The 19,126-nt window shown below is 44.4% G+C and carries 14 protein-coding genes; 4 read left to right on the top strand and 10 right to left on the bottom strand.

Annotated features, from left to right (window positions below; translation table 11 throughout):
* Positions 1-114 precede the first annotated feature (114 nt).
* Positions 115-978 carry a YicC/YloC family endoribonuclease gene (locus ACX5KA_RS07835; RefSeq protein WP_039221292.1) on the top strand — a complete coding sequence of 288 codons (864 nt, stop codon included), beginning with the start codon at positions 115-117 and terminating at the stop codon, positions 976-978.
* Positions 979-1,174: 196 nt separating this feature from the next.
* Here ACX5KA_RS07835 and ACX5KA_RS07830 read toward each other — a convergent pair whose 3' ends face one another.
* Entirely contained in the window at positions 1,175-1,417 is a 243-nt protein-coding gene (locus ACX5KA_RS07830) for a helix-turn-helix transcriptional regulator (protein ID WP_267701340.1), read from the bottom strand.
* Positions 1,418-1,809: 392 nt separating this feature from the next.
* Here ACX5KA_RS07830 and ACX5KA_RS07825 point away from each other — a divergent pair, with 392 nt between their 5' ends.
* The gene (locus tag ACX5KA_RS07825; RefSeq protein ID WP_458730815.1) at positions 1,810-3,123 is read left to right on the top strand and encodes an ATP-binding protein; all 1,314 of its coding nucleotides are present in this window, start codon (positions 1,810-1,812) and stop codon (positions 3,121-3,123) included.
* A gap of 143 nt (positions 3,124-3,266) precedes the next feature.
* Here the strand turns inward: ACX5KA_RS07825 and ACX5KA_RS07820 are convergent, their stop codons facing one another.
* The 9 genes from ACX5KA_RS07820 to ACX5KA_RS07780 all read right to left on the bottom strand — a co-directional run bounded on the left by ACX5KA_RS07820 (position 3,267) and on the right by ACX5KA_RS07780 (position 15,601).
* Positions 3,267-4,385, bottom strand: coding sequence for a hypothetical protein (locus ACX5KA_RS07820; RefSeq protein ID WP_203344842.1), 1,119 nt, complete (start codon positions 4,383-4,385; stop codon positions 3,267-3,269).
* A 10-nt stretch (positions 4,386-4,395) separates the two neighbouring features.
* A complete protein-coding gene (locus ACX5KA_RS07815) occupies positions 4,396-5,400 on the bottom strand; it encodes a YecA family protein (RefSeq protein ID WP_458730814.1) in 1,005 nt (334 codons plus the stop codon).
* An 18-nt stretch (positions 5,401-5,418) separates the two neighbouring features.
* On the bottom strand, positions 5,419-6,768 hold the full coding sequence (locus tag ACX5KA_RS07810; protein ID WP_203344840.1) for a type II toxin-antitoxin system HipA family toxin: 1,350 nt from the start codon (positions 6,766-6,768) through the stop codon (positions 5,419-5,421).
* The gene (locus ACX5KA_RS07805; protein ID WP_190761694.1) at positions 6,758-7,048 is read right to left on the bottom strand and encodes a helix-turn-helix domain-containing protein; all 291 of its coding nucleotides are present in this window, start codon (positions 7,046-7,048) and stop codon (positions 6,758-6,760) included. Before ACX5KA_RS07805 ends, ACX5KA_RS07810 begins: the two co-directional genes overlap by 11 nt.
* Before the next feature lie 421 nt (positions 7,049-7,469).
* Positions 7,470-7,748, bottom strand: coding sequence for a helix-turn-helix transcriptional regulator (locus tag ACX5KA_RS07800; RefSeq protein ID WP_049586396.1), 279 nt, complete (start codon positions 7,746-7,748; stop codon positions 7,470-7,472).
* Entirely contained in the window at positions 7,741-9,078 is a 1,338-nt protein-coding gene (locus tag ACX5KA_RS07795; RefSeq protein ID WP_239257798.1) for a HipA domain-containing protein, read from the bottom strand. Before ACX5KA_RS07795 ends, ACX5KA_RS07800 begins: the two co-directional genes overlap by 8 nt.
* Before the next feature lie 294 nt (positions 9,079-9,372).
* A complete protein-coding gene (locus ACX5KA_RS07790; protein WP_458730813.1) occupies positions 9,373-10,878 on the bottom strand; it encodes a tryptophan halogenase family protein in 1,506 nt (501 codons plus the stop codon).
* Positions 10,856-12,529 carry a tryptophan halogenase family protein gene (locus tag ACX5KA_RS07785; protein ID WP_435787193.1) on the bottom strand — a complete coding sequence of 558 codons (1,674 nt, stop codon included), beginning with the start codon at positions 12,527-12,529 and terminating at the stop codon, positions 10,856-10,858. Before ACX5KA_RS07785 ends, ACX5KA_RS07790 begins: the two co-directional genes overlap by 23 nt.
* Positions 12,530-12,670: 141 nt before the next feature.
* A complete protein-coding gene (locus ACX5KA_RS07780) occupies positions 12,671-15,601 on the bottom strand; it encodes a TonB-dependent receptor (protein WP_458730846.1) in 2,931 nt (976 codons plus the stop codon).
* 527 nt (positions 15,602-16,128) lie between these two features.
* Here ACX5KA_RS07780 and ACX5KA_RS07775 point away from each other — a divergent pair.
* Entirely contained in the window at positions 16,129-17,466 is a 1,338-nt protein-coding gene (locus ACX5KA_RS07775) for a GH1 family beta-glucosidase (RefSeq protein WP_458730812.1), read from the top strand.
* Between the two features lie 17 nt (positions 17,467-17,483).
* Entirely contained in the window at positions 17,484-19,091 is a 1,608-nt protein-coding gene (locus tag ACX5KA_RS07770; protein ID WP_202941516.1) for an MFS transporter, read from the top strand.
* The last annotated feature ends 35 nt before the right edge of the window (positions 19,092-19,126 follow it).

Below are 19,126 nucleotides of genomic sequence, written 5' to 3'. Positions count from 1 at the left end.
ACGTAAATGTGCGCTAATATACAAAATACAAGAAAACCTGCTGTAGATATTCACGTATACAACACGACGTTCGGGTTGTTTTTGCAGGCTTTCAGTTAAATTTAAAGGATATTTATGATTTACAGCATGACAGCGTTTGCGCGCGTAGAAACCAAAAAAGAGTGGGGCTCAGCCGTGTGGGAAATACGCTCGGTCAACCAACGCTTTTTAGAAACTTATTTTCGCCTGCCGGAGCAGTTTCGCTCATTGGAGCCGGTTTTACGTGAACGATTCCGTAAAAAGCTAGCTCGAGGTAAGGTCGAATGTGCGCTGCGTTTTACTGCCAACGATGCTGCTGTAACTAAGCTAAGCTTAAACGAAGAGTTGGCTAAGCAAGTGCTTCACGCCGCTGACTGGGTGCAATCCCATGGCCAATCCACGGGGGTTAACCCGCTAGACGTTTTGCGCTGGCCTGGGGTAATCGCAGCGGAAGAGGCCGATATGGACACCATCCACGCTGACGTAATGGCCGCGTTCGACCAAGCACTTAACGATTTTATTAGTGCCCGCGCTACCGAAGGGGAAGCCCTTAAAGGTATGATCACCCAGCGCCTAGATGCCATTGAAGTGGAAGCTGAAAAAGTGGCCGCACGTATGCCTGAAATCATGGTGTGGCAGCGAGAAAAAGTGCAAACCCGCTTTGAAGAGGCAAAGGTTGAACTTGATGCAGGCCGTTTTGAACAAGAAATGATCATGCTGGCGCAAAAAGTAGATGTGGCAGAAGAGTTAGATCGTCTAAATGCTCACGTTAAGGAAACCCGCAATATCCTTAAGAAGGGTGGAGCAGTAGGCCGCCGTCTTGATTTCATGATGCAGGAGTTTAACCGCGAATCGAACACGTTAGGTTCAAAGTCTATCAGCACCGACATCACACAATCGGCGGTTGAACTTAAAGTCCTGATTGAGCAGATGCGCGAGCAAATTCAAAACATCGAATAGGTTTTTCACCCGTCCAAGAATGTCTTAAAAGCCCTGTTATTTGCTTGTAAATACAGGGCTTTTTTATTTTTCCCGTCCAAATCGGTTTGCAGATGTCCGTTACCAACTACCTGTTTAGTGGTGGGCAAAACCAGCCGGTAATGTTGGCATGTTGTTATTCAACTCATTGGCAGGTAAAGCGGTTGATGCTGATGGTTTATCCACGGCCATAAGCAGCACCGATACGGCGGGTTTCAATCCACTGGTCGATATCGCTTTCTAACCAGCCCACGGCACGCGCGCCAATCCGGATGGATCGCGGAAATTCACCATTGGCCATCAGGGCATAAATGGTGCTGCGGCCAAAGCCTGTTTTGGCCTTTACCTCGGGCAAGCGCAAAATCCGCTGCTGACGCGCTGGGTTTGTTGATGCGGTGGATGATTGTGTAGTTGGGTTCATCGTTTGCTTCCTCACTGATCTGTTAAGTTCAGTTAGGAGTTTGCCAGTACTAAACGGACGCAGTAGGCAAATAAATGCCCAGATCGTGCAGCTTTCTGAGGGTACAGGTAGCTAGCTGCCCCAGAATTTACATAATGCCCCAAGTAATAAATACCGTGTGGCCAGGGTTGGTGTGTGGCTAAGTGGCGTGAACTAAGGCTTTGCCCAAGCTGCCCCAGATGCCCAAAGGGTAAGTGCCCAAAGCCATCTCAAAAGGGAAAGCCTTGCCCAACGATAACGTCATAACACTTTTATGCGCATAAAAATGTAAAATAACACACTTTTCTGCGCGTAAAAGTGTAAACTGAGTTATACTACAGGCAGTTAACAGTCTTAATTGGCGGGAAATGACAATGCAGCGCAACTTACTCAACGACCTAATAGCATGGAAAAATCAACCTGTACGCAAGCCATTATTGATCGATGGTGCAAGACAAACAGGTAAAACCTATCTGCTGCAAGAGTTGTTAGGAAACACCTTTGCCAACATCCTTCGTATCGACTTCCTTGAAAACCCTGCCTACAAAGAGGCGTTTGATGGCTCATTGTCACCTGACGAGCTAGTAATGAACATTGAGTTGTTAACCAACCAAGCGTTCAACCCAGAAACCGACTTGCTGATATTAGATGAAATTGGCGAATGTGAACGTGCTGTTACCTCGCTTAAGTATTTTGCCGAAAAAGCCCCGTCCTATTTTGTCGCAGCCAGCGGTTCAAATATTGGTTTGCTCAACACCTTCCCTGTGGGCAAGGTAGAGCAATACAATTTACGACCACTGACCTTCCAAGAATTTATTTACGCATCCAACGAGCAAGCACTGATCAAAGCATTTGATAGTCAAGCAAGCACACCGGCGGTGCACGCTAAATTGATGGATAAACTCACTGACTATTTTTTTACCGGTGGTATGCCGGAAGCCGTTTCTGCTTGGTATCAGTTTAAGGATTCAAGCATTCTAGAGCGTGTTGAAAAAGTCACAAAAATTCATGCCGATTTAGTTGAAGGTTATCGCCGCGATTTCGGTAAGTACGCGGGCAAGGTCGATGCCACACTGATTGAATCGGTGTTTAATAGCATTCCAGCCCAGCTATCACTTGTCAGCGATGAGTCAGTTAAACGCTTTAAATTTAAGCATGTGCATGAGCGTAAATCTCGTTATAGCGATTTTGAAACCGCGATCCATTGGCTTAACTGCTGCCGCTTAGCTTTGCCAAACTACCCTATTGAAGGATTACCTAAATCTCCGTTGGCGGCCTATAAAAAAGACAATATGGTTAAACTATTTCTGTTTGATGTGGGCCTGCTCAATCATATGCTGGGCAGCAGTTATAAAGAGATTAAGCAACAAAACTATGAATACAAAGGCTATGTGGCTGAAAACTTTGTGCAACAAGAGCTCACAGCTATTGGCGTTGACCCAAGCTATTCATGGAATGACGCCCGCGCCGAAATCGAATTTATTTTGGCGACCGATGAAGGCGATATCATCCCTGTGGAAGTCAAAAGTGGTAAACGTACAAGAGCAAAATCGTTGGCATCCTACGTTGAAAAATGTACTCCAAATAAAACCTTTAAGTTAACGGGTACACAAGGCTCTTCAGCGTTAGAACAAACCAATATCGTGATGCCTTTGTATTTCACGCAGTATTTACCAAAGAGGTGGTAAAAGCGCGTTGCCTAGCCCCGAAGGTCTACACAAAGTGACTTCATAGGTAACAATTTGTAGACCTTTGGTGGGCTTACAACCTTTCAACCAACCCTCAATCGGTTTTTTGCTAACGTCATTTGGCCAGCCTATCGCCTCATCGTTTAAAGCAAATCACTCAAGCGATTTAACAGTGCTTTACGGCTATTATTCGCCACAACAAAGCGCTTAAAGCGTTGTTCAAACGCCGCTTCATCCGCTTTGAACTGATAGGCCTCAAACAGCTGATGCAGATAGCGTGATGCCGCATCGTAACCACTGGCGCAAGTTCGATCCGCTTGCTCTTGTGATTGCTGCCAGTAGTGCTCACGTTGATTGTAGATATCCGTCAACGCTTTTTCTTTTTCCGCTTTTTCGATAGCTAATTTTTTTGCGAGTGCTGCGGCTTGCTCTTGCTGTAATTGACTTTGCGCTTGCTCAATGAAAGGAGAAATGACGGCGGAGGTTAACCAGTATTGATAGATCTCGTCTGTGTTGACAGGTTCTTTTCGCGTCAGCGCTAAGGCTTGGTGACGGGTTAGCTGGCCTTGCTCAAACAACGTGCGTAATAGCGTGTCTTTCTCTGCTTGCGAGAGATTATGGATCCATTCATCAAATTGAAATTGGGTTTGTTTGGCTAGGTGACTGGGTTGCTCCTTCAGCACCATGGCGAGTGCCTTAACCAATGCTAAGGGAATATCATACAGCGCTGCAAACGCCTGCTCCTCTTCACTGAGGTGCTCAAAATCGAATTGAATTAACGGCACTCGCTCAACGCCATCATTAAAATCAAACGCTTTGAGCCACATAAAGTACACAAGGCGCCAATCCCCTTGCATTAACCCGCCGCGTAAAGCGGCTAAATGCTGGAAAAAGTCGTCAGCATGCTCATCGTCAAAATACTCATCATACTCATCAAGGGAAAAAATCAGCAACTGCCACTCATCGTTTTCGTGAACATGAAGTCCATCACTTGAAAAGCCAAGTAACGCATCTGGAAGCGTTCCTGCTGGTAGCTTGATGTATACATCGATTGAGCCCCAATCGGCATAGTAAAAACCGATATCAAAGTATTTTAACATCAGCTCAAAAGGCTCGGCCTTTAGATCACTGTAGGTGTAATACACCTGAAAGGCCGTAGCGCTGATCTCGGCACGGCTTGAAATGGCTCTGAGTGCTTGACGTGCTTTAGCATCTAAATACCCATCCAGACGCTCAAATTTATAGTATTGATATTCGCTCACGATGACCTTGCTATCTATTTATGGTGAATTGAAAAGTTTGTTTTAACAAAGGCTGTACCTGAATCACTCTAGCGACTTGTTCAGCGTTTATATAACGTCTTGGGTCAATCGTTACAAATCCCCAAAACTGCAAAAATCGCTCAATAAATCGTGATTCGATGAGCATACTTAAGTTTCTTTCTGGCGAGAAGTAATCATCCGTAGGGAATACCAGCAATAGATCAGGGAAAGCTGTCATCACCTCTTTCACAAGCTGATCCACACTGTTGTGGTTTTGAATACGCCACAGCATAAACAGCCAAAAAGTGCGCAAGTCGACATCGTATTCAAAACCGTCCAAATAGCTCCAGTTATATTTGCTGATGGCGACCTCTAACATAGGTTTGAAAAAGGCCTGTATGCCTAGCGCTTGATACTGCTTTTTTGCTGACTTTTTAACATGATAACGACCGCTTCGCCGGTAAATAATGCCGCTAATTTCGGCTAGCACTCTGGTGTAGTGCAAGGCATTGAATTTGTCTTCGTTGCTACCCGCAAACTCGCTAATGCTTATATCACGTTCGAATTGAGCAACGGCAAACTCAGGCAACAACTCACTGGCCTGTTTGACTAACTTAGCGGGTAAGTTGCCTTTACTTGTGGCTTTGAAGGAGCCTTCTTGCGCCATAGCTTCATCAAGAATGAGGGCTAAATAGCGCATCACTGGGCTGGCAGAAAGAGAGTCGGGAGTGCAAATTGTCACCCACTTTAATTCTTCAAAAGGCGCATAAAGCCAATTGGCCATTTGTGTTGGCGTTACGCCACAAAAATCGGGATGAGGTTGATTATTGCGATCTTGCACTTTGTGCTGCAAAGCGGCATTGAGTTCATCAAGACTCAAATTTGGGTTCATGGCCAGCATAGCTTCAACATCATCGAAAACTTGGGCATGTTGCTTGGAAACGCTGCTCATACAACAACGTTTAAATTTTTTACCACTGCCACAATGGCAAGGATCGTTTCGGCCGAGCTTCATTACTGTCCCTTCTTATTGTTATAGAAAAAGCGCTGCATTTTCTTGTTTACGCTGATCCAATGTCTTAGCAATCGCAGACACTGTTGTTTTACTGATCCCTTGTTGCTTGGCAAGATACGTAAATTGGCTGATGGCTTCTGCGACTTCTTCAAAAACTTGCTTTGCATCATTCCAATTCGCAAAGCCAGCACTAGTAGCAAGTTTTTGCATCACCTTAAGCGATGGCGCTTTGCCATAACCACCGAAAGCAGTGGCGTGTTCGTTGAATGGATGCGGGCTGTAGGTAACATCGTAAAAAGGTGCAGGGTTCCATTGACCGTCATCCGCTTGCAAAAACGCCCAGTTTTTACTGTGGTCGTCTTGATTAGACGACAGCAGGTTAAAAACGGCACGGCGAAATTGCAGCTGCCCAGCAGCGGGGGATTTACACAACTGACGGCTGGCTTTGATCAAGTCAATATAATCTAAACTTGGCGTTCGAAAGTCTGCATCCAGCAGCCCGCAAGCGCTGTGCATATGCAATCGACCTGCACTGCGCTTTCTGCCTAAGTCGGCCTGTTCAGTGACATAATCAAAACGCTTAAGCGCCAACCAAGCAGACGCACCGCTTGTAGGTGGTGCTTCAATGAGTTGCCATTGCGGCGGTTGACACTTAGCAACTTCTGCCATTTGTAAATAAACCGCCTCACACAAACCTTCTTCATGGCCAAGTGCGAGATTTTTAGAGGTAAACTTCACCAGCCAAGCCTCATCTCCAAGCAGAGCGAAGGTTCGACAATGCTTTATTTCCCCAGCAGGCATATAAATTTGTGCCTTAGGTCTGGCCCCACCCGAACTACCTCCGGCGACTAATGCAGCCAATACCTGTTGCGTATGCCCATCTAACTCATCGTGGTTGCTATCCATCAAATCTGACATTGAAGCATCGAACAGCGTTTGTGCTTCTAAGCCCAAGGTTGCTAAATCAATGTCCGCGTATGTCGTGGCTGAAAACTCAGACACCGGAGAAAAAGACAGCGCTCCCATGCCTTTATCACCGACAAAGGCCAGTCTATCCATCGCCGTTAATTGATTAGGTAGGATGCCCTTTTGCCGGAAAATACGATCTTGTAACAACATGCCCCAGCCATCGGGCAAACAATCTCCAAATACGCCATGTACACCTTGGTGCGGCGCTTTAGGTGCGGCTTGAACTAGCGTATTCGCTTGCAAGGTAAACGGTGATAAATTGCCAAACTGCTGCAAATAGTCGTCAGTATACTGAAAAAAAACGCCTTGCCGATTCTGCGCCAAGACTCCAACAGATATCTGCTCACCTGAGCTTAGCGTACGAGTAACATTAAGCTTCTGAATCGGTTTAAAACTCATCTTTTAGCACCTCATCAATACTCGTGGGTATAGCAGCACGTTCTTTGCTAGGTTGTGTGAGCTGATAGAGCCTCTCTAGCGAATCAAGGGTCTGCCATAGCAACAGCAATTGGCGAAATGAAATTTGCCCGGTCAGCTCAAATTTCTTAATGGTGGCCGCAGGTACACAGCTTCGCTCAGCCAATGCAGCGCGCGACAGCTTTGCCTGCTTTCGTAACTCACGTAAATAAGCCGCATAGGCTTGGCTTACATCGGTATCATCAAGTAAGGTAAATTTCATCCGCAAAGACCAAATAGATACAGTTATATCTATAATAGCAAAATAAAACAGAAAGTGGATATCATTGTATCCATTATAAAGTGAAATGTTGAAAAAATTACTCGATAAAGCCCTTCAAAACTGCTATGTTTTAGCTCTAACAGCAGCATAAAAACGGCACTGTTTTTCCATTGCTAACCACTAAGATTTAGTAAAAGCCATAGGCAAGTGGTGGGCAGTTTGGTGGGCAAACAGGCATTTTTGAGCGGTTTCTTTTCGATAACTTATTGAGTTTGTTAGAGTCTAGGCCGCTACTCAATGAGCAAATTCAGAATATTGAGTAATATCCGTTGGAGTCCAAAAGCCTCCGCTAAAGCCCAGCCATGCTGGGCTTTTTTATTTTTTATGAAACCCCATGAGTTGATGCACCTCAAAGATAATTTTATATATCGCGGCGAACTGATCGAACAGAAAGTTGAAAACCACCAGGCGCTAAAATTTTATTTAGTACCGAGACGCGAGGATCGGTATTCCCTTTCTCGATATCGCGCAATGTTTTATCAGACACCTTAATAAATTTCGCGTACTGTGTTTGGGTCATGCCATAAAGTTGGGTACGAACCTGCTTTACTAGATCGCCTATGCCGATAACATTGTTCGCAAGATCACTTTCAAGCTGAGCTAAAATTTCTTTTCGTCGTTCGCCCGTCAACCTAACCATCATAGACTCCCATTGCCACTAACTTAGTTTTAGTGTTACTAAAACCAATCGCCGGAAAATTTAATATCTCATCTGGGCAATGTAATCTTTTCAACCTCTCAGGCAGGTCGATTAGTTTTTCTGCCAGTTGCCGCAAAAATAAAATCATTTCATCAGGCTCACAAAAATCTGAAAGCTGCTCTGCAATGATTAAAAAATTAACGTGCCCACCTACTTCGCAACTTCGCCCCCACTTAAATAAACGGGTTATGCCTTCTTCATCGGCTTTCATAGGAGCAAAATCATAGATAGGTGCAAAACAAATATCGCCGTCAAATTTTAAAAATGAAATGTTGCGGCCGTGATTGTCTGAGTTACCGAAGACAATATTTAGAAAATCTCTCACAACATATTGCTTAGCAAATTCGTTTTTCGTCATTTGAGTTGCAGACTTTATTCTTCGCCACACCGTCTCCATCACATCAAAATGATCTTGATAGCTGCCAGGTTCGGCATTAATGATTGAATAAATACTTTCCAACCCAATACGACTAGCCACACCACTTTCTATGCGGACGTCAAAGCGAGGTAGCCATAAACTAGCTTGGCCACTTTGTTTATCTTCTAATGTTTTTAACTTTTCAACATCGATGGTGGAAACATTGGTACCTTTCAGGATCTCCGAAAGAGCCTTATAAAAAACGCCCTCAGCTTTTAAGATGTTGTTATCTCGTGCTGAGCGTCTATTTCTAGCAAACTTGGTTAAATAAGGTGTGGCGGTCAACGGCTTACCTGCAAAGTCCCCATCAATGAAAACATTATCGTCTTCAAGCATGAGTAGCAGTTTTGGGGCAACACCACCAGCTCCTGTCGCCCCTCCTACTGCGGCGCCTTGTTCATTAGCATACTCTAAAAAGTCATATTGCAATGAAATCACGTTCTCAATTGGAAAACGGCGAGAGTCGATATTAGCATCTGTCGGTACGGCTTCTTTTATTCTTAAGTTACCAACGGGCGACATACAAGCATTAGTCAGCAGTGCGTAATTTTGCTGAAACTCGTCTGAGCGACTGACATTAAGATAACTGAGCCACCAATCTCGAGACTTACCCACCGGCAAAATATCATCTAATAGAGCTGGCCAATGAGGGTAGTCTTTAGGAACAATGCTGATAGGTGCATTGACGGAGCATGCCCAGCAATCTTTGACCTCATAGCTTGCGACCTTAACAATATATTCATGCTCATAGTACAGCGAACAACTTGCATTGATCCGCTCATCAGAGAAACACAAAGTAGCAGCATCCCACCATTGACCTTGATTAAATAATTGCAGTGTGACTGTTTGCATCATTTATCCAGTAGTTTATTACCGTTAAGTACTAAATATTAGCAGAATTTCGGTACAATTCTACCGTTTAACTGCAAAGAAGCAATCATTTACAGTAACAAACTACCGTAAACTACAAAATGGATTATCTATTTCAGTACTTTGTATGCGTTTTTCCCAATTTAGATAGCACTAAACCCAGGCTTCTAGCTGGGTATGGTGCTGATGCAGTGTGTTTAGTAACTCTTTAGTTAGAATCTGCTTGGTTCATCGTTAACGCGCGACCTGCCGCCAACATCTAACGCTTCTAATAATTCAATTCAAATACTGTGTTAAAAAGGCCTCGTGCGAGGGAAGTTTAGCTACGTGATTATCCACCTGCTGCTTTAATCCTGCCATAAACTGCTTTAAAGACTGCTCACTCATTTCATCGGCAACACGATGGTACTGGCTTGGTGTCATGCCCTGGCCCATTAATACTTGAGTCCAGGAATCAACACGAAAAATATCACCGTCATCCAAAAACACGCGTCCAGTTTCGGCAAATAAAGCCAATTTATGTTTAAGTGACGGCGGAATCTCCATGCGTTGGCATTGCTGCCAAAAGGGGCTGTCCTCTCGCTGTGTCACCTTGTAATGCATCACAATAAAATCGAGTATGGCCGACATTTCGCTATCAAACTTATTATTGTATTCGTCGATTGCGCTTTGGGTGATGCCATCGAAAGGGAATAGGCGCATTAAGCGTATAAGGCCAGTCATGATTAGATGGATACTGGTCGACTCTAAAGGCTCAATAAAGCCACTGGATAGCCCTAGCGCCACGCAGTTTTTATTCCAACCACGCCTGCGTTTACCAGGCGTAAAACGAATCACTCTAGGCTCATTAATGGGCGCGCCTGTCACCTGAGCTTTAAGTGTATCTATGGCGTCTTCATCGCTCATAAAGCGGCTACAAAATACCAATCCATTACCCATTCGCTCTTGAAGTGGTATCTGCCAGCGCCACCCCGCCTTATGGGCCACGCTTTTGGTGTATGGCACAGGTGGGGCTGTAAGCTCAGTTTGCATAGCTACCGCACTATCGCAAAAAAGATAGTGTCGCCAATCGTAGTAACCGGTGTGAAGCGCCTGTTCAATAAGCAGCCCTTTAAAGCCCGTACAGTCTATAAAGAAGTCACCGTTTATCACTTCTCCGCTTGCTAATTGAAGGGACTGGATGTTGCCTGCTTGTGGGCATACAGTGACCTTTTCTATGTCTCCTTCCTTGTGCGTAACCCCAACTTCACACGCTAGAGACTTTAAAAATCGACCGTAGGCAAAAGCATCAAAATGATAGGCAAAGTTAAGCGGCATGGCTTCTGATGTGGCGAACTTGCTCTGTTTAGCGGCAATAAGTTCCGGGCAATAATCACCAAATTCACCACCAAATCCGTATTCTTTAGCCCTCAGCCAAAAATGGTGAAACTCGCCAGCCCAACACTCTCTTCCGGTTATACCAAAAGAATGAATATAGCTGTGACCTTGTTCACGCCAATTTTCAAACTCAATACCCAGTTTGAACGTGGCTTGTGTGGCACGCATAAATGCTTTTTCGTCGATGCCAAGCAACTTGTGAAATGTTCTAATAGGCGGAATAGTCGCCTCGCCCACACCTACAATACCAATATCTTTCGACTCGACTAACGTAACGTTTATTGACTTACCCAAAAGCCGTGACAGCGCTGTGGCCGCCATCCATCCCGCAGTACCGCCACCCGCAATGACTACGTTCTTAACGGGCGTTTGATTTTTACTGCTATCTAAACCCGATACGGTCATAAGAGGTGTCCTTTTTATCTGAAGTATTTTTTACGTCATTGCAACTCGAAGCTGAAGCGTGTTCGTTCTTTTCACGTTGAGCAAGCGAGGGCACGTGTTGTTTTTCGTTGCTGTAGCGCTTTGCAATATCATTGAGCAAAACTCTGTTAGAAGGCAATCCCTGCAGATAAGCGTTTTTAGTTTGTTGTAAGGTTTCGCGAATATGTAGAGCTTTAAGCTTATTCGCTTCGCTTAGCCGTAATAGGGGCGCAGACGTAGAATAGCCCATGCCGTACAGTACATACTGGTAGCTAGCAGAGGGAAAAATCTCTTCGTTCTCGATAAGATCTAAGCGTGAAGGGCTTTGATACTTCCACAGTTCAAGCAATTCAGCGAGTGAGTCGGGTATGGACGCCTTATCTCTTTGCGCTATCCAATACGGCTCTTCTCTATCGCTCAAAACATAATGTAGTTTTAGAAAGTCGATAACGCGCTGCCAGCGATATGCAAAGCGCGAGTTGTAGCGCTTACTAACTATTTCCATGTGCTTTTTATTGTGCGGAAACGCCTCGCAGAGCATACGCAAGCCAAGCTCGACCATGGCAATGGCTGATGCTTCAAGCGGTTCAACAAACCCCGAAGACATACCTAAGCTTAAACAGTTTTTTACCCAAAACTGTGATCTATAGCCAGGTTCAAAGGAGAGTGTACGAAAAGAAAGCTCTGCATCTTGTGCACTAGGGTAGCGTTCACGAACGTAGTCAATCAGCACCTGCTTTGCTTGCTCTTCATTTGTGAATTGAGAACAGTAAACCAGGCCTACACCTCGGCGGTGCTGCAACGCAATATCCCACGTCCACCCACAGGTTTGTGCAGTAGCTACCGTGGTACTCTTTATTTCTGTATCGGTATCAGAATAAGGCACTTGAAGCGCAACGGCGCGATCGTTAAGCATTGTGCGCTTAACCGGTATCCATGGCACATTAAAATGTTTATCTATAAGTAAGCCGCTGCTCCCTGAACAATCAATAAACAGATCGCCAACGATTTCTTTGCCGCACTCAGTTATCAATTTTTCAATATAACCATCTGAAGACGATTTAATAGACCCAATATGCCCGCTCACATAATCAACATTTAGCTTGTCTACGCAATGTTGTTTCAGCAAATCGGCAAGCTTTGTAGCGTCAAAGTGATAACCGTAATTGAGCACGTGGGCATAGTCTGGGGTAGCTATTTGTTTCGGCGCCTTGCCTGCTACACACATTGCGGCCTGTAACGAGAATGCATCTTGGTATGGCGTGTTTGGCGCTAGTGCCTTCCAGCAAGCATGGATGTCGAGTTCGTTGTAGGCAGCAGGAACAGTAAATGGATGGTAATAGCTGTGCGCATTTTTACGCCAATTCACAAAGCTAGAACCTTGTTTAAAAGCGCCTTGGCATAAAGTTAAAAACTCAGATTCACTAATGCCAATATCCAGAAGGGTATCGCGAAGTGACGGCCATGAACCTTCACCAACGCCGATGGATGAGACAGTAGGAGATTCAACAAGGGTAACTGAATGTTTTGTGCTAAGTTTTGCCCCAAAAACGCCAGCCGCAAGCCATCCTGCTGTCCCACCTCCAACAATGACGACCCGATGTAGACCGCATTGGTTTTGTGAATTATTCATAAGACGATAACCACGCTACATTGAAAAGCACTGTTTCTCTGACGTGTTGAAGCTTGTGTTTACTATTTAAACAGCACTATGACAAAAAAACCCGCTAAAGCGCAACCCTAAGCACTTTAGCGGGTAAACACACCCCAATATTTAAAATGTATATCTGGCGCTTAGCGCATATCTAGCGCCATATTCATCTAAGTTCCAAAGCATTGCGCTGGTACGCCCATGTCTGCGAATATTTTCTTCAGTGATGTTGATCCCTTCAAAGGCTACCGTTAAATCTTCGGTAACATCATAGGAGATACTTAAATCTATCTGTGAATACGCTTCGGTATAACCCGGCTCATTGATGTACTGAGAAGTTGTGTCTAAAAACTTGTCGCGCCAGTTGTATGCAATACGAGCTTGCAAAGCGTCTTTCTCGTACATGAATACAAGATTAGCAGTATCACTTAAACCTACTAGAGCAAATTGTGTAATTAACGGGTTAGCTTCATTGTCAAAACCGATATCTCCAGTAACCGTTGTATAGTTTGCCTGTACACCAAAGCCACTGTCACCAAAGAAGTGCTGTGCCGCGAACTCAAAACCATAAATATTCGCCGCTTTATTGTTAACCGGTTTAGCGTTGACGAAGGTAAGAAGCGGATCATCGCTGTTTGGCAATATATCGAATTGCTGCTCAAACTGGTCATCCGTTAGTGAGTCATAGTCAATACCGTTTTCTAGCGCGGCAACCATGTTGAATAAAGATGTGTCGCTTACTGGAATACCACGAGCTTCCAGTTCGGCCAAGGCTTCTTGTGCCCGTGGTCCGTTGGTTACATCACGCAATCCAAATACGTTTTCCTCTACCTGTTCATCACCAACAAAATTCTTAACTCGCTTGTCGTAGAAACCAATCGACACATAACTGGTTTCTTCGAAATAGTACTCAAACGACAGATCTAGATTATCGGATTCAAGTGGAACAAGCGTTGGATTACCCGAACTAGCCGTAGCCGTTGTGCCACTTCCAATAAGGGTAGGGAAACTCTGTGGCGAGACTGTTGAAGCGGCGCTCAGCCTTTCATAAGTTGGGCGCGCGATAGTCTTGCTATAAGAAAAACGAGCGATCATGTTTTCCACAATTTCTATATCAAAATCTAATGCTGGTAATACATGGTCGTAACTTGTTTTAACGGCAACATCTTCCATTTCACTACCAAAGCGCACGTTAAAATCATTATTACCTTCCCACGCAATACCGCTCGGTAAGCTTATGTTTGCAATAGAAGTAACATCAGTATTTTCATAGCGAACGCCAGTAAGCAGGTTATATTCCATGCCGTTCAACTCACCTGACAAGTCTAGCTCAAAGTAAACTGCGGTTATGTCTTCTTCAATAGTGCGGTTGGTCGCGAATGGATTGTTAGCCACTAAGTCAAATCCATATTCTTGGGCTGCAAATGCACCAATTTCTGCAACACTCCCGGTGAAGCCCTGTGAGAACATACCGCCGGTGTTAAAATCATCAAATTCGTTTACTAAATCGAGCGGAGTTAAAGAGCCCGCAGGAAGTTCACCGGGATTTTCAATACCCCAATTTCCCATTGTGTGGCGCGTTAGTGATTGAAGTGACGTACTTTCCATAGAGCGCGACTCTATACCAAAGTTAATGCTTCCGGTATCCATGACGTAAGACCCATCAAGACGAGCTTGGGTAATCTCGGTATCTTGCGATGAGAAATTCATGTCTAGTATCGATGTACCTACATCATCTTGGTCAAGTACACCATTACCGTTTAGGTTGTCTCGAGCAGCATCGTCAAAATCGACAAACATAATCGGGAAATCGCCTCTGAAATCGACGCCTTGTCCTTTGACCACGTTTGCGCCTAATCCTAAGTTTGTCCATGTTCCATAAGGCGCATCTGGCCGACCTTCAGCTGACGAATTATGAAGGTCAAAAAACAGGGTAAGATCATCATTTACTAAATACTCGAGGTTTAAACCAATAGACTTATTTTCGTTAACTTGGTTTAGCTCCTGGAGTGCCAAGCCTAGGTCGCGAGGCAGTAAATCTCTGCGTTCTTGAGTGATTAATACCGGTGTCCTTACTGCTTCATCGTCAAAGGTCAGTTCCGCAAAGTATCTGTCATCCATCCAAATTGACTGTTCAGCGCGCGCTTCAAATAGATCCTGCCTTGAATACGTGTAATCTAGCGTGGCCGTCATCTTATCCGACGGGGCAAACTGGATTGTTAGCTGTGCATTGGTTCTATCACGCTCGCGGTCTGCCATGTAGTAACGTAAATCAGATGGAATGCCGAAAAGCTGCCCAATAGCAGGGGCGTTGTTCAAAACTACAGGCTCGCCACTGTTTGAATTAGCAGGATCAGGAGATTGCGGTACCGTGCCGTCAAATGAGTTGACTCTCCACTGATTTACAAATGCCCCTTGCGCAGCACTGTCACGCTGTTGGAATGAGCCGGTAAACGTCACACCAAAAGTATTGTCGTCATTGAGGTAATTGATAAAGCCCGAGACTTCTGGCGTGACGTCATCACCAACGCGGTTAGTCGTATCATGCAGTGCCTTAGCACCTACGCTTGCAGTAAAACCGTTGTCTGCTGAATCGAAGGGTCTAGCTGTTTTGATATTAATTGAAGCACCAATCCCGCCTGTTGCGATACTTGCTCTGCCCGTCTTGTAGACTTCTACAGTTCTTACACTTTCAGAAGCTAAGTCAGAAAAGTCATAAGCTCTAGAGTTCGCGACACCGCCACCACCAGGTAATGCGGAACCCGGCATAGTACGCCCATTTAGGGTAACCATATTGTAGTCTGGACCGAAACCGCGAGCGGTTACCTGATTACCTTCACCATTGTTTCGGTTAATAGAAATACCCGTTATACGCTGGAGCGATTCCGCTAAGTTAGTATCTGGGAATTTACCAATATCTTCCGCCGAAATAGCATCGACAATACCGGCGGAGTCGCGTTTTATTCCCATCGACTTCTGAACACTACTTCGTATGCCTGATACCTGAATAACTTCTATGTTTTTTTCTGTTTCTTGCGCCGTCGCAGGTGACATCACGCCGCTACTCAAAGCGGTGCCGAATATCAATGACAAACTTGCTGCGATCTTGCTTTTAATTGGTGTTGTTTGTGTCACGGTCTTTCTCTCTTTAATAGTGGCTTTTATATGTGTTGTGAACCTTACGCGCTACCAGAAAGGGCTTTCTCGAAGAGAAACGATAACACCCATGCACAAGAAAGCGCTTTCCGAACATTAATTCAACAGAAGTTTAAGATCAACACATTTTTTACAATTAATTCACAGGGAGTATCTAGCCCGAGATATTGCAAGCCTCTTTAAAAATAATTTAAACAAATAAATATCAACACTTTACAAAAAAAATAAAAACTCTATGAAATGGCGATAAAAATCCCAAACAAACTATCAAAATTTCAGTTTTATTAACGTAAAAATGAAACAAAAATAAGAAAGCGCTTTCTAATTGATTTTTATTTGTGCTATAAACCGATTCACTATTTTAGATTAATTGTACTGCCAGCATCCTCTTAGAATTTGCGCAGTAAGAAAAAGGTTATCGACATATGAACAGCATTTCGCTTCCCGCAGGCAGTCCCTTACTCAAAAATTCGTTTCTTTATGGAACTGCCACGTCAAGTTTTCAGATAGAAGGGGATGTCGATAACCGTCTCGAATGTATTTGGGATAGATTTTGTGAACGGCCTTCAGCCATCGCTGATCACTCCAATGGCGATGTCGCCTGTGATCATATTGCTCGCTGGAGAGAAGATTTCAACATTTTGTTAGACTTAAATGTAGATGCTTACCGTTTCTCTATTTCTTGGCCGCGCGTTATCACTCAAGAAGGTGAGCTAAACCCAAAAGGCGTTGCCTTTTATAAAACGCTAGTTGATGCGTTAAATGAAAAAGGCATTAAGCCATTTGTTACCCTTTATCACTGGGATCTCCCGCAGCACCTGGAAGATAAGGGTGGGTGGCTTTACCGACAAACCGCTTTTGCATTTGAAGACTATGTTGACAAAATAACGCAGGCGTTAGGCGAGTCCGTTTTTTCCTATGCAACATTCAATGAACCTTTTTGCAGTGCTTATTTAGGGTATGAAATAGGCGTACACGCCCCTGGCAGAATAGGTAGAAAATACGGAAGAACTGCGGCACATCACATTTTGCTAGCACACGGCCTTGGGATGAAGATGCTTAGAAAAAATGTCCCAAATAGTGAAGCTGGCATAGTATTGAATTTTACGCCATGCTACCCCGCCACACAAAAGACTGAAGACCTATTAGCCACCCGCAAAGCAGATGACTATATCAACCAATGGTATATGCAGCCTGTAATGGAGGGAAGCTACCCCGAAGTGTTATTTGATATAGACGAAGCGGATAGACCACCAGTTGAAGCTGGTGATATGGAGACAATCTGTCAGCCTATCGATTTCTTAGGGGTAAATTTCTACACGCGATTACACTACTCTGCGCCCAAAGAGAAAGGCGCATTGTATTTCGAGCAGCCTCATCAAGGTCCATTGACCGATATTGGTTGGGAAATCTATCCAAAAGCGCTTTATGATTTACTTACTTCATTAAACGAACGATATACGCTTCCTCCCATTTTTATAACTGAAAATGGTGCTGCAATGGCAGACGAACTCAAAGATGGTCTTGTTAATGATGTGGATCGGGTTGATTACTACAATGCCCATTTAAACATGGTACACAACGCAGTGATTGATGGAGTAGAAGTGAGTGGTTACTTCGCATGGAGCCTGCTTGATAACTTCGAGTGGGCGGAAGGTTACGAAAAGCGATTTGGGCTAGTTTATGTGGATTTTGAAACGCAAAAGCGTACGCTTAAACTTAGCGCCAATGCTTATAAAGCGCTCATAGCAAGTCGAACATAACAACAGTGGAAATAGCAATGAACCATAAGCTGACATTAAAAGAAAAAGTAGGTTATGGCATGGGCGACGCTGCGGCCAATTTAGTTTGGCGGGGCGCACTTGCATATTTGGCGGTATTTTATACCGATACGTTCGGTATTACAGCCGCTGCAGCTGCGATGCTATTTCTTGTCGTTCGTCTTTCTGACGGTGTGACCGATATTATCATGGGAATGATTGCTGACAGAACCCAAACTAAGATGGGAAAGTTTCGCCCTTGGATATTAGGTTCTACTCCTTTTCTTGGCCTTTTCATGGTCCTTTGCTTTACCACACCTGATCTCTCGTATTCAGGCAAACTCATTTACGCTTACCTGACCTACATCGGACTAACCTTAGCGTATACGGTTAATAATGTACCGTACTCAGCGCTAATGGGCGTGATGACCAGTGATGATAGAGAGCGTACAAGTTTGTCTGGCTTTCGTTTTGCCGGGGCATTCTTTGGTGGACTGCTTGTTATGGGTTGTTTGCCTATGCTGGTGGACATGCTAGGCCAAGGGAACACTGCTGTAGGGTATCAATATACCATGTGGTTGTTTGCCACGTTGCTTGTCATATTAATGTGTGTAACAGTTTTTACCACGAAAGAGCGCGTAACGTTGCAGCAGGTTTCAAAGCCTCAAGACACTAAACTGGACTCTCCAAAAACAGAGACAGGTTCCCAAGTAGCGCCCGCTCCTCGTTCACTAACATCTGAACTCATCGACTTGGGAAAGCAGTTACCGTTAATTCTAGTTCCTCTTTCAGCAATAACCGCCTTCTTTTATTATCGAGACGTATTAACTGGGGCAATCTTCATTACTGTTATAGCGCTTACTACTATTGCAGTTAAACGGTTAACTCGCCGACCGGAAGCCGAAAACACCCGTTCTCAGCAGGATATTATCGACCTGCTTTCCAATAAACCCTGGCTAATTCTGTTAGGAATGGGTTTTCTAACCATGATGTTTAACGGCATCAAATATGGCGTTATTGCCTACTATTTCAAATATTACATGGGCAATGAGCTGCTCACAGGCTACTTTTTCATTTCACTGCTGGTGGTGTCGATTTTCGGTGCATTAGCAACGTCTAAATTAGCCGCTGTTTTTGGACGAAAGAAGCTTTTTATTATCGCGCTGTTAGCAAGTAGTGTATTGACCTCTGGCATTTATTTTGTTCCTCAGAAAAGCGTGAGCGCCATATTCATTCTAGGTTGCAGTGCAGAGTTTTTTGCAGCCATATTACCTACATTATTTTTCTCTATGCTAGGAGACTCAGCAGACTACAGCGAATATAAGACAGGTCGAAGAGCCACCGGACTCGTCTACTCTGCAGGCTCTTTTGTTCAAAAAACAGGGGGAGGTTTTGCAGGGGCGCTCGTCTTATTGGTATTAGGAAGCTATGGCTATAACGGTCTTGATATCAATACAATTAATCAAACGCTTCCGGGCATGAAGTCTTTAATGAGTTGGATACCAGCTCTATTTGGCTTTGCAGGCGCAGCGTTAATTTGTCTATACCCATTAAATGACGAAAAACAAAAAGAAGTTACACAAGCTTTACTCTCTCGACGTAGCGAACAACCGCCGATATCGGCATAATACAATCAATTAGAGTGATTGTTTCAGAGAACGAG

This window comes from Alteromonas alvinellae (genome assembly GCF_902705805.1).
This window is presented reverse-complemented; position numbering and strand designations above follow the sequence as displayed.